The following is a 13,290-nucleotide window of genomic DNA, read 5'->3' as shown; positions in this document are numbered from 1 at the left end:
AAGCATTGCTAGGCAATGCTTTTATGGGATTGCGATCGTAAAAACCGATCCGTTTGGCTCATTATTTTGCACAGCAATGCTGCCACCATGCGCCTCGATCGCGAGCTTACAAAATGCTAATCCTAAGCCCAATTGGGACGTGTTTTGAATGGGTGTACCGATTTCGTATTTCTCAAAAATTACGGACTTCATGTCCTCACTAATCCCCACACCCTGATCTGCCATGCTAATACTTACGCCACCAGAGTCAGGATATTCAACACTAATTGTAATTTCGCTATTGGCTGGCGAGAATTTGATCGCATTAGATAGTAAGTTATCGAGAATCCGTCTAAATACGGGTAAATCAATATTTATTAACTTCTTGTCAGGTAAATTGAGGACTAATTTTAATTTCTTTTGGGTCGCGATCGCGTCAAAATCTTCAACCAAAGCCAAACACATTTGATTGAGATCGGCACTGGTATATTTCAGAACCATCTTGCCAGCTTCAATCTTTGCCATTAATAACAAACTGTCAATCAGAGATTGCAGACGATGACCACCACGGGCAATCCGTTCAATTTTTTCGGGTTTGCGGGATTCAGGTAAATATGGATCACTCAAAAGTTCGGCGGAAAGCAAGATCGTTGTTAGAGGATTGCGTAAATCATGGACGATCATATGCACCATATCTTCACGCATCTGTAGGAGAGTCTCGAGATCATCGTATTGCTGCTTGATCCGAATCATCGATTTGATCCTTGCCCGTAGCTCTAATCCATTAACAGGCTTGCTTAAAAAATCACTAGCGCCCGCATCTAGACATTGCGCCATGTCTTCTTTTGACGTTAGCGCTGTGACCATAATGATGGGAATTGCCTTCCATTGGGCATTTGCCTTAATCTTTTTACATACTTCTATTCCATTTAATTCTGGCATCATGACATCCAAGAGGATGACATCAGGCTGAAATATTTCTAGACGCTCTAGAGCCTTATATCCATTAGAAGCATAATTGAGATCATAATCTTCACTATCCAAAAGTGCCTCAATCACGTCAAAGTTATTTGGCTCGTCATCGACAATCAGAATAGAAGGAGAATTTTTCATAACTTGATCTTAAACAATTATTTCACTTATGGCAGTTTAGGATGTATGGTGCGAAGTATCGTACCTAAGTCCTAACTTTTTTTAGTTGTTGTTGAATGATAATAGCTAGTTGCGCTAGTTTAACTGGTTTTGCGATATATTCATCGGCTCCTGCCTGAAAGCATCTATCGCGATCGCTAGGCATGGCTAAAGCGGTCAAAGCCACAATCGGAATATGTCGAGATTTAGGGTTTGCCCGAATCTGCTGAATTGCCTCTAAGCCATCTACTATAGGCATCTGAATATCCATGAGGATCAAGTCAGGAATCTGCTCGATCGCTAAATCAATAGCTTCTTGACCATTAGTTGCCAAAATCAGGCGATAGCCTCGGTTAGACAAATAATCATTAAAGGTTTCTGTATTGGTGGGGTTATCTTCTGCCAACAAAATTAAAGGATTAATTGGTAGATCAATTTCTAAGTCATAATTTAAATTCTCCTCTAAATCATTAGCATTACTACTATTTGTCAAAGGATAGTTAGAAGGTAATGCTTTGGGTAATCGGATCTTACCTGTGTGGGGCAGTAATATAGAGAAGCAACTACCTTGCCCAACTTGACTAGTTACGCTGACTCGACCATCATGCAACTCTGCAATCTGCTTGACTAATGTTAAGCCTAGCCCAGTCCCCGTATATTGGCGACTCAGGCTGCTATCAATCTGAACAAATGTTTGGAATAATTTATTGAGATTTTCAGGAGCGATCCCAATACCTGTATCAATTACTGAAAAAATGAGCGTATAGGGAAATTCATGGTTGTCTGAGTCTTCTGTCTGGACTAGCTTGACTTCTAAACAGACCTGACCAGTCGTTGGCGTAAACTTTACAGCGTTACTCAGTAAATTGATCAAGGCTTGCCTGATGCGTCGCTCATCTACGGTAATTGTCCCTAAGTTTGGCTGGATCGACAATCTCAATTGAATATTTTTTTGGTTTGCCATTTGCTTTACAAAGCTCAGGCTCGACTTGCATAGATGCTCGATCGCAACGGAGTGAATTTCTAGTTTGAGCTTGCCTGCGCCGATTTTGGCAACATCCAAGATGTCATTAATTAACTCTAGCAAATGCCTACCACTAGTTTCGATCAGTGATAGCGATCGCTTTTGTCGCTCATTGATATCCCCAAACACACTCGATAGTAGACCTTCAGACATTCCTAAAATGGCATTCAGGGGAGTTCGCAATTCATGACTCATATTGGCAAGAAATTCATCTTTTAGCCTCGTAGCACGAGCTAGCTCTTTGTTCGTCCGAATTAATTCTTCATTAGTTTGAAGTACTATTTCTTCAGCTTTCTTGCGATCGCTAATATCCTTAACAATACAGGCAAGGGAAAGTGTCTCATCAATCCATGAATTTTGTACAGGAAATGCGCTAAATAGGACTGGTATTACTGCATGGGTTTGATAGTGGCGCAAACGAAACTCCCCTTCCCATGTGCTGTCCTGTGCAACTGCATCAAGGATATTTCGCTTTACTTCTGGATGGTCTTCAGGGAAGTGGAGATCAAAGAGTGTCAGAGTTTGGTGATTCGATGGAAGCCCTAATAATTCACGACCTGCGCTATTGACATAGTTTATACGTCCGTCACTATCAGCTAAAGCAATAAAGTCAGTGCTATTTTCCACCAGTGCAATTAATTTTTGGCGTTCTGCCATTTCCACAATTAGTTGCTGATTAGCATATTTAAGTTCACGAGTACGCTGCTCAACCCTTGATTCTAATTGCTGATTGAGTTGATAAAGCTCGGCGATCGCTTCTTGTCGTTCGAGTTCAGCACTGACCCTAGCGGCAAAAACCTGTAGCATTGCATTTGCACGCTGGATATTTCTGATTGGCTTGTCGTCAAGAATACATAGATTGCCGATAGTTTCTCCTTTACTATTCGTAATTGCTATCCCAAAGTAAGAAGTTGCTTCCAAACTTCTAATGAATTCGCATTCAGGAAACTTTTGTTGTAAATTTGTAGCACAGAAAAACTTCCCTTCAGAAATAGTTAAGTTACAGGGAGAGTGTTTTAAAGGAATAATTGATGGAGCCTGTATTTGCCCATCTGCCCAAACGACAATTAACTCCAGACAGTCATTATGTTGTTTGCCAATCGAAACATGGAGAACCCCTAAAGCGTTGGCAATATATTCTACTAATGCAGGCAAAAATCTCTCCCCTGTGTGGGTCTTAGCACCTTCAACGAGACTTTGTAGAGATTCTTCCGCTTGTTTGCGATCGCTAATATCTTCAATTACGCCGATGAATAGGGGTGGACTGCCTGTATCATCTACAATAATCGAACTTGTGGTTCTTACCCAAATGACGTGACCATCGCGATGTAAGAGTCGCTTTTCCATTTGGTAGCCTTCACTCTCCCCCGACAAAACAAGGTTTCGCAATCGCAAGTTCTCTTCTATATCTTCAGGCAGCATATTGTCAGTAAATCGCATCTCTTTCAATTCACTGTCCGAATAGCCAACCATTTCTTGATAAAAGGGATTCGTCCTCACGAACTTTCCATTCATATCAGTAATTGCCATGCCCACAACCGAGCGTTCAAACATCCCACTTAACAGAGATTCGCTCGATTTTAATCGTTGTTCACTTTCCTTTAAAGCGATTTCCGTACTTTTGCGCTCACTAATATCTCGAACAATGACTAAAACTTCATTCTCTCCACAAACTGCAATCCGAACTTCCTCAATGTGAAGTTTGCCATTAATCGTAATTTCTTGGTCGTAAACTTGAATATTCCCTGTTCGCAATGCCTCAGCAATATATTGCATTCGGGCTTCTGTCAATCGCAATGGCAAATCATCACTATAAATACTTTTGCCAATTAAACTTTCATCCCCTAACACCTCAAAAGTATCAGTTGCAATAAACTCTAGAAAAGTTCCATCGCTAGATATTCGCAAAATTAAATCTGGCAGAGCATTGATCAAGGCTTTTTGCTTACTTTCACTTTCTCTCAAAGCAAGTTCAGCTTGTTTGCGATCGCTAATATCTTCAACAATTGCCGCCATTCGATAGTTTTCTCCATCAATATTTTTGATAGGAAAACATCGACTCCAAAGCCATCGGGTCTCTCCATCAGGACGAATAATTCGATACTCTTCGCTAAAGTAACCAGAATTCGCTGCAACTGTATAGGCCTGTATAACGCGATCAATATCTTCAGGATGAATGATATCCATCCAAGAGTTCGGATCTTGATAGAGACTCTCACAGGATTTGCCCCATATAGCCTCGTATGCAGGGCTGACATACAGCAACTTACCCGATACTTCGCGGATCACAATAACCCCATGACTATTCTCGGCAAACTGACGAAACATGTCATGGCTATCCAAGTTTGTCTCTGAAGTTTCTGACTGCCTATTGTCTGGACTGTCGGGAGTCTTAATCTCTGGCAATTTATCTGGTAATTTATTCTGACTTTTCCGTAATTCCTGATTTTCTTGTTCGAGACGTAATATTTTCGTTTCTAAAGCTGTAGCTAATTTATAAACCTCCATTGGTTGTAGTGTTTTGAGGATAGAACTTTGGGTAATAATTCCTACCATCTGTCCATCGGCATTGGTAACCAGAATATGGTTAATCATACGTTCCTGCATGAGTTCTCTTACCGTCCAAAGGGTTTCTTTGGGTTGTACGGCAATAGCAGGAAAACTCATCACCATTTGTGCTTCGGTTTGCGATAGATTTAGCTCTAGCGCCAAGTATTGAACAATATCGCTTTCAGTAACAATTCCTAAAGGGAATAAATTACAATTTTTCTGTTCGACAATGACTACAGAACTGACTTGATGTTCTGACATTAAATTAGCGATGCGGGCAACCGAATCTGTTGGCTGGGCACAAACAACATCCGTAACCATTACCTCATTAACTACCAGCAACCGCAGCATATCAATGGGTCGCAATAATTGGCGCAAACTTTCATGGGTAACTAGTCCCACAAGTTCGCCACGATCATTAACCAACGGTAAATGCCGAATGTTATAGCGCTGAAAGCGATTAATGGCTACAAATATATCGGTGAATTCCCATTCTAAAAGTGCATAAACGGGAAAGCTCATCACTTCAGCGATCGCTGTTTCTGAGAGATTCTGCCCCACCCCCTCCGCATTTTGATTTGGCTCAACATTGGCAATCTGACCACAGAGCTTGATTAAGTCCCTTTCCGTCAAGATGCCAACAAGTTTATTTGCCTCTGTCACTAAAATGCAGCTATTTTGAGCATGGGCTAGCTGTAAGCTTGGCTCTGAGTCAATACCACAAAATAAGTTGCAAGTTTTAGCACTTGAACTCATTAAAGCGATCGCCTCGGCAACTGTTGCATTTGCAGCGATCGTTAATGGCTCGCGCACAATAGCCTGTTCGATAGATACTTCTCTATTTTTTGCAGACATAGGCTCGGCTCTAAAATTTTACAAAATATATAGCAAAACATCCCCAAATAAATCTTACTTTAATTTTCTGATTTTTTAGACAATGTTGCGATCTGTAGATCCTAATGTATGGAGTACAACTTAGATAAACTCTCAAATTTAGAAATAAGAGACATTGTTTGGTAGTTAACCTTTATTTTTTAGATCGGAATTATCCTAAAAAAAATAGATTAATTGCATAAAATTATTAACTTTATAAAAAACAATCAAAAATACTTCAGTATAAATTGTCATAATTCGATGATCGTCACTAATCTATAAATGAAAATATCTATCTCAATATTTTGTGTTAAGTAGCAAACCCAAGCCCAAAATCTGTAGCGCACGCGCAGCGTGCGCTACAGATTTTGGGCTTTATGTTTAATTGCATCCAGCTACTTACTTTTTAAGAATTTAGATTTAGTTGCTTTGCTTATAGCGCTTTTCAAGCGAGGTACAGAGGGTTGTGTCCTCGGACACAACCCTCTACTTCATTAGATTGATACACGCTATATAGTGGAAATTGCTGATAGTAAATCTAGAAAATTAGGGCAACATATGTTGCGGGACTGCTACCCAAAATTTATGGCTTTGTGCCAATGAAATTTATCAGCAAAAATTTATAGCGATATTATAGAGATCAAATACATTTACAAAAATATCTTTTATTTTTATGAATATATAGCAATAGGTTATAAACTAACTTCTAATTGCAAATTAAATTTGACTAGGAATCGATATGTAAATTAAGTATCTTTTAAAATCCCCAAAACAATAAATAATCTATCTATTAACATTTTCAAGAATATACAACTTGTATATCTAAGAATGTCATCCTTTATATATCTTGGGAATTGTTTATTTCTGTAATTACTGTGAGCATACTATTGTATAAACAACATGTGATTTTTTTGGAATTAGGCTATTAATCACTTGGAAATTATTAGCAGAATATTTATTGGTCAATCCAAAAGTGATTTTATTTAATATCTTAAGATTACAAATAAATCTCATAATATTTCAAGGATTTACACAGATAATCATTGGAATTATACTATAATGAATCATAATGATTATTTGATCAAATTGGCTAAAGCTATACTTCAACTACTAAGAGAGACAATCAAAAAATAAGTGTTTTTATGAAATTATAAAAACGAAGACTATATTCTGGTTTAGGACTTTTCCATATCCGTATGGGTAGAGTATTAGCTGGATTTGGAGGATCTTAAACGATTTTCAGTGATCTTCAAAGATTATTTAAGATAAGAGCTTAAAATCGTTGGAATATAGTATAGTAATATATCAAAAATCAAATCAAAAAATCAAATCGCAAGATACTCGCTCAGCCCAAAAGACATCCTGTAGTTATATTTTAGAGTCATTTAACAGACACTTTGAGGAAATATTCATGTTAGCAAGTGATCCTTAATTATTGCGATTCTCTCATTTCAAATATTTCTTGTAAATGCTACTTACTAAACTTTCTCCAGTGGATACACCAACACAGTCAACTCCGAAGTTTATTCAAGATTTGAAACAGATACATGTAGTGTTTCAACAGGCTACTGGCGAATTGATAGTAACTGATGAGGACGCATCAGAGCCTAGTTGGAACATATATTTTTACTTAGGAAGATTGGTATATGCAACAGGTGGTAAGCATCGTGTGCGTAGACTAGCAAGGGCAATCCGTCAACATGCTCACAACATCAACATTCAAGAGTTGTTAAAACAGGTTAACCCTGAGTCTGAAGCTTGGGAGCTAAGATTAATTGAACAAGCAATTCAAGAACATCAACTTACAACTGAACAGGCTCGTGCGATTATCCAGACAAGTATTCATGAGGTTTTCTATAGCCTGAGTGAGCAGAAGCAACCAAAATCATCATGGAATCCCTTAGAAGCTCTTTCTTTTAAGCCAATCGTTGCGCTCTCAACGGTACAGACCTTAGAAAATATTGTGGCAGCACAGGATAAATGGCACAAAGCAGGTCTATCCCATGTGCAGAATATGATTCAGGGCTTCTCCTTTGATATAGCACCTTATATCGCTAATCCTGAGCAGTTGCAAGTGATGCTAGATGCCGATGCAATTTCTAGCAAAACCTATAACAGTCTCAAAAAGATTTTAAATGGGACAAATACCCTCTGGGATTTGTCAATTATCATGCATTGCTCAATGATTGCCGTCATGCGATCGCTTTTACCGTTGGTGATTGATGGCATTGTTGCTTTCCGAGAAATTCCTGATTGGTCTTCTCCTAGCTGGAAGCATACGAGCAAGTCTCGCGAAGTACCACGCCGAGGTTTAATTGCCTGCATTGATGATAGTCCTCAAATGGAAATAGAGATGCGGCGGATTCTGGAACCATTGGGCTATGAAGTCTTGGGTATTACTGACCCTCTACAGAGTGTTAGTACTTTATTACAGCGCAAGCCCGATTTAATTTTTCTCGATTTAATCATGCCCAATACGAATGGCTATGAACTATGTACGTTTTTGCGAAAAACCACAACATTTCAAGAAATTCCAATTGTGATTTTGACAGGTCGTGATGGTGTAATTGATCGGGTGCGTGCCAAAATGGCAGGATCATCAGACTTTTTGAGTAAACCGCCAGATCCTAGCAAAGTCTTGCAAATACTTCGCAAGTTTTTGCAAACAGCGGAAACTCTATAGGGATAATCCCTAAGTATCAAATAAATTTAGGAAACAATCGAGATATGAGTACGATTTTAGTGGTTGAAGATACCATGACCCAAGCTGAAATTATCACAGGTAGTCTTAGAAATGCTGGCTTCACGACGATTTTAGCCACTAGTGGCGATGATGCGAGAACTAAAATTAGCCAGCAAAAGCCTAGTGCCATCGTCTTAGATGTGGTTTTACCGAATGAGAGTGGATTTGAACTCTGTCGTGATTTAAAGGAAAAGCCTGAGACTAAAGACATTCCCATCGTGCTTTGTTCGACTAAGAGTGGTGAGATGGATAAGTTCTGGGGAATGAAACAAGGGGCTTCCGCTTATCTCACAAAACCAATTGATGCGGCTGAACTAGTTCGTACCATCAGACTATTAGTTAAGGATTAGGAGGGCGATCGCCGTGGCAAATCAAATCATTGGCAGTCAGCAAAATTTGTCCAGAAAAAGCAAAAATCAATCATTGGATCAGTTTTTGACTTTTGCTTTAGCCCCTGAGCAGCAAGCCCTATTGCCAACTCAGCAATTGCTAGAAATTGTTAAGGTTAATTTGTCACAGTTAACGGCGATCGCAGTTATTTCGACGAGTGTTATGGGGGTTTATAACTGGCGAGGTGACGTAATTTGGGTAGTCGATCTTGCAAGTATGTTGGGGTATAAGCCCCTCTATGCACAGGAATATGAACAGGGGAAATTTCAAGACAAGTGCCATATTATCTTTGTGCGTAGTCAAGATTGCGTACTAGGCTTTGCAGTGTCGCAAGTGGGGCAAATGATTAGGTGTGATACTGCAACAATTCAGACTTCAGGCTTCTCATTTACAAATCCAGCCATGATGAAAGCCTGTCGAGGATATTGGCTAAATGGGAGTAACGAAACATTTTTGGTGCTTGATGGAGATGCGATCGCACAAATCGCCCAAACCTCATCAGCCTAGAAATTGCAAATAAGGTTACATACTATGTTTAGGTTTGTATTACAACTAATCAAATTGCAGCTATAGGATCTCTTAAGACGGTAATCTTAATTAATTTGCTAAAAAGCTTACTATTTGCACAAGACTTTCCTAAACCCAAAAAAACACAATTAATTTAGGATTTATATATCTTTTACCTATGGCGATTTACTTTGTCAGTCTGTTTTAAAGATGTTTCTACTAATTCTTTTTTACTTGAAAAATTAAGATAAAAGTACTAATTTCCCTTTGTCCTTTGATCCTGAATTTAAATTTTTAGAGATGCCTTTAAGTGCAACATCAAAAAGCATCAAACATCTAAATATAATCTAAACACAACTGAATGAACTTGCCATGAAACCAAATTCTAATAAGTTTTTATCTATAGTTTTTTTTAAACGCTTATGGGCAGCCGCACTAGTGGGAATTCTAGCTGGAGCTTGCAATAGCAATTCTACAACTTCTATCTCAGATGAAAAAAAATTTCAGGTTGCAATGATTTTAGTCGGACCTAAAAATGATTCTGGCTGGAACCAAGCCCATTACGAGGCAACAAAATACGTAATGGAAAAGCAATCAAATATTCAGTTTCAGTATGTGGATCTCGTCAACCCTGGCGATCGCCCAAATGTTAAAGCATCGAAGGTGGCTGATGACCTAATTGCTAAGGGGGCTAAGCTGGTCATTTTCAATTCCGATGATTTTAAAGAGGAGGCTCTAGAAACAGCTAAAAAGCATCCTAATGTATCAGTTATTCATGCTAGTGGTGATTATGCTTGGAAAGAGGGCAAGAACTTTAAAAACCAACCTAACCTTGGTAACATCATGCCGCAGGTTGAGTACGGCACAATGATTGCAGGTTGTTCGGCAGCCCTTAGCTCGGAGACAGGTAAAATCGGCTATGTAGGACCTCTAAGTAATGATGAAACTCGCAGATTAGTTTCAGCTAGTTATTTGGGTGCTAAATATTGTTGGCAGAACTATCGTAAGAAAAATCCGAGCGATCTAAAATTTAAAGTCGCATGGATTGGATTTTGGTTCAACATTCCCGGTAAAACCCTTGATCCCAGCAAGGTCACTGATGACTTTTACAACAATGGATTTGATGTCGTACTGAGTGGAATCGATACTCCAGAAGTGTCAGTACAGAGCAAAAAGGCTGTTGAAGCTGGCAAAAAAGTCAAATTTCTCCATTACGATATCAGAACTGGTTGTAACCTTGCTCCAGATATCTGTATTGGTGTTCCCTATTACAATTGGGGACCTGCCTATCTAGATCAGATTGTCAAAGCGAGGGAAGGAAAATTTACTGGTGAATTTGTTTTATCTAAGCCCGATTGGCAGGACTTAAATAACATTGACACTTCATCGGTAGGATTTGAGAAGGGTAAGGCTTTGACTCCTGAGAATGATAAGTTCCTAACGGAGTTTATTAAGGGGCTAGGCGATCGCAGTATTAATCTTTATAAAGGAGCAATTAACTATCAAGATGGAAGTCCTTTTCTGAAGGCAGGTGAAATTGCGACCCCACAGCAGATATGGTACTTTACTAAGTTGGTGCAGGGTATTGAGAGTACGGGTAAGTAGACCACTTTTCAGTATTTGGCTGTTACCAATACATGCTTAAAGAAATGTTTTTGGTGCTTAACGGGGATGCAATCAGGTTCTTCAACGCTACAAATTTTTTAGATCTTTAATATTTCAGGAATAAAAACTATGCTCACACAGGATAACCAACCCAAACAAGTCAATGCCAATAGTAAAGAGGCTTTCCAAGGGCAGGAACTACCTAACTTTGATGAGATACCTGAGTTAACAGATCTGCTGATTGAGCCTATTAAGCCCAAGAAACGAGGGTGGCGATCGCCATCGCTGCGTGCTAAAGCAACATTGCTGGCGGTGGCAATTAGTACCATCCCTGTGGTGGTAGTCGGTAGTGTGGCTGGCTATCTGTCTAGCCGATCCCTTGATGAAAGAATTCGTGATACCCAATTGCAAAAGACTATTGCCATCTCCGACAAGGTTAATCGTTTTATGTACGAGCGCTATGGTGATATTCAAGTCTTAGCATCCCATCCAATTATTACGAATCGCAAAGTCCAAGCATCGATTGCTCAAACTGAACGTGAGGCAGTGTTAAATGACTATGCCAAGTCCTATGGAGTATATAACTTAATTGCCTTTGCTGATTTAAACGGAACTACATCAATTCGTTCTACATCTACACAAGATCCAAACACTAACATCAAAGATAGTGAATTTTTCAAAGCTGCCATAAAGGGTAGTATATTTATCAGCCAGCCAATTCTGTCAGCAACTGATAAAACTATCAGCTTTTTTCTGGCTGCACCTGTCAAAGAGAATAGCACTGACAAGCTGATTGGGGTAATGCGATCGCAAGTGCCTGTTGATCAACTGAGTGAGAGTATCGAAGGAAGTTTAAAAGAGGATGACGAATATTATTTAATTGACGCTAAGGGGAAAATTGTACTGTCGAATGAGGTATCGCAGCACGGTCGTCAAGCTCAAGAAAATTTCCCAGACCTAGCCTCAGATATCAATAGTAAAAAGCCAAATACTAAAGAATTGATAGAGGCTTTTGGCGGACAGGCGGAACTAGCTACTTATAGTCCATTACCAAGCTATCGTAATATGCCAAATCTCAATATGGGATTAATTATTACGAATGATGTTGACTCGGCATTTAAGTCTAATAGAGACCTCACAATCGCCTTTGCCGCAGGAACTGGTATTACCGCCTTAATCGTTGGATTTCTTGCCACTTTGTTAGTAAATCGAAGTGTGAAGCCGATTCAGGATGCTGCTGATGTGGTAGCTAAAATTGGGCAGGGCGATCTCGATAGCCGACTGGAAGTTAAGAGCGAAGATGAGCTAGGCATTTTGTCGGCGAACATCAACGGGATGGCGGAACAACTTAAGTACCTCAGTGAAGCACAACAACAGGAAGCAGGAAGACTAGAAAAAGCCCGAAGAGAAGCAAGGGCTGAGGCAGATGAACGCGCTGAACAGCAAAGACAAGAAAAAGAATTTTTGCAACGTCGAGCCTTAGAGCTATTGATGGAAGTAGATCCTGTCAGCCGTGGTGATTTGACGATTCGGGCAAATGTAACCGCTGATGAGGTAGGGACGATCGCTGACTCCTATAACGCCATTATTCGCAACTTGCGGAAACTTGTATTAGAAGTGCAAGGGGTTTCGCAGGCAGTGAGTGAGACGGCAACAAGTAATGAAATATCTGTGCGATCGGTATCTGCTGAAGCCATGAAACAGGCAGAATCAATCAACTCAGCGCTGGCAGAAATTACCGTAATGGCAGAATCGAGCCGAGGTGTAGAAATCAAAGCCAAACAAGCTGAGCAAGGAATGCAGGTTGCCTCGGTGGTACTCCAAGAAGGCGATGAAGCAATGAACCTTACAGTTTTGGGTATTTCTGATATCCGTGAAACTGTGTCGGAAACAGCGAAAAAAGTTAAACGCCTTGGAGAAACCTCTCAAAAGATCTCACGGATCGTTAACCTCATTAGTAACTTCGCAGCACAAACCAACCTTCTTGCTCTCAATGCAGCGATTGAGGCAGCCCGTGCAGGGGAAGAAGGTCGAGGTTTTAGTGTTGTCGCCGAAGAAGTCCGTGACCTTGCGGAACAGTCCGCAACATCAACGGCGGAAATCGAACAGTTAGTAGAAGAGATTCAGGCTCAAACTAACGAAGTAGTTGCGGCGATGGAAACTGGTACAGAGCAAGTGGTTGAAGGGACAAAACTGGTACAAAACGCCCGTGAAAAATTGACTCAAATTGCCACGGTGAGCCAACAGGTTAATACCATTGTTAGAGATATTGCGATCGCTGCAAATACCCAGACCAAAACATCCGATCACATGGGTAAAACGATGCAGGATATTGCCGTAATTGCTGAAGAGACCTCCAAACAATCGGAGGAAGTCGCGAGATCGTTCTCGGAACTTTTACAAGTTGCGCAAGATTTACAAGTTAGCGTATCGCAGTTCAAAGTTGTATAGAGAGAACTCCCCATCCTGAAGTTAATCATTAATGGGG

7 protein-coding genes are annotated in these 13,290 nt (G+C 40.0%); 5 read left to right on the top strand and 2 right to left on the bottom strand.

Translation table 11 applies throughout. From position 1 onward, the window contains the following. Nucleotides 1-21: 21 nt before the first annotated feature. Together NMG48_RS19080 and NMG48_RS19075 are read right to left on the bottom strand one after the other, a co-directional pair. Nucleotides 22-1,092, bottom strand: coding sequence for a hybrid sensor histidine kinase/response regulator (locus NMG48_RS19080; RefSeq protein ID WP_271253002.1), 1,071 nt, complete (start codon nt 1,090-1,092; stop codon nt 22-24). A gap of 64 nt (nt 1,093-1,156) precedes the next feature. Continuing rightward, nucleotides 1,157-5,539: a PAS domain S-box protein gene (locus tag NMG48_RS19075; RefSeq protein WP_271253001.1), complete on the bottom strand. Its 4,383-nt coding sequence runs from the start codon at nt 5,537-5,539 to the stop codon at nt 1,157-1,159. 1,510 nt (nt 5,540-7,049) lie between these two features. Here NMG48_RS19075 and NMG48_RS19070 point away from each other — a divergent pair. The 5 genes from NMG48_RS19070 (at nt 7,050) to NMG48_RS19050 (ending at nt 13,253) form a co-directional block, all read left to right on the top strand. Next, nucleotides 7,050-8,240, top strand: a complete 1,191-nt coding sequence (locus NMG48_RS19070) for a response regulator (RefSeq protein ID WP_271253000.1) — start codon at nt 7,050-7,052, stop codon at nt 8,238-8,240. A gap of 44 nt (nt 8,241-8,284) precedes the next feature. Continuing rightward, nucleotides 8,285-8,650 carry a response regulator transcription factor gene (locus tag NMG48_RS19065; RefSeq protein WP_126386696.1) on the top strand — a complete coding sequence of 122 codons (366 nt, stop codon included), beginning with the start codon at nt 8,285-8,287 and terminating at the stop codon, nt 8,648-8,650. Nucleotides 8,651-8,663: 13 nt separating this feature from the next. Then, nucleotides 8,664-9,197 carry a chemotaxis protein CheW gene (locus tag NMG48_RS19060; RefSeq protein WP_271252999.1) on the top strand — a complete coding sequence of 178 codons (534 nt, stop codon included), beginning with the start codon at nt 8,664-8,666 and terminating at the stop codon, nt 9,195-9,197. Between the two features lie 513 nt (nt 9,198-9,710). Beyond that, complete coding sequence (locus NMG48_RS19055; RefSeq protein WP_271252998.1) at nt 9,711-10,802, top strand: BMP family lipoprotein; 1,092 nt, start codon at nt 9,711-9,713, stop codon at nt 10,800-10,802. A gap of 129 nt (nt 10,803-10,931) precedes the next feature. Continuing rightward, on the top strand, nt 10,932-13,253 hold the full coding sequence (locus NMG48_RS19050; protein WP_271252997.1) for a methyl-accepting chemotaxis protein: 2,322 nt from the start codon (nt 10,932-10,934) through the stop codon (nt 13,251-13,253). The last annotated feature ends 37 nt before the right edge of the window (nt 13,254-13,290 follow it).

This window comes from Pseudanabaena sp. Chao 1811 (genome assembly GCF_027942295.1).
Lineage (GTDB): Bacteria > Cyanobacteriota > Cyanobacteriia > Pseudanabaenales > Pseudanabaenaceae > Pseudanabaena.
Note: the sequence above shows the minus strand (reverse complement) of the source record. Positions and strands in the feature narration are given on the sequence as shown.

Coding starts and splice junctions, on each gene's coding strand:
- NMG48_RS19080 (WP_271253002.1), bottom strand. CDS start 1,092: ATGAAAAATTCTCCTTCTATTCTGATTGTCGATGACGAGCCAAATAAC.
- NMG48_RS19075 (WP_271253001.1), bottom strand. CDS start 5,539: ATGTCTGCAAAAAATAGAGAAGTATCTATCGAACAGGCTATTGTGCGC.
- NMG48_RS19065 (WP_126386696.1), top strand. CDS start 8,285: ATGAGTACGATTTTAGTGGTTGAAGATACCATGACCCAAGCTGAAATT.
- NMG48_RS19055 (WP_271252998.1), top strand. CDS start 9,711: ATGATTTTAGTCGGACCTAAAAATGATTCTGGCTGGAACCAAGCCCAT.
- NMG48_RS19050 (WP_271252997.1), top strand. CDS start 10,932: ATGCTCACACAGGATAACCAACCCAAACAAGTCAATGCCAATAGTAAA.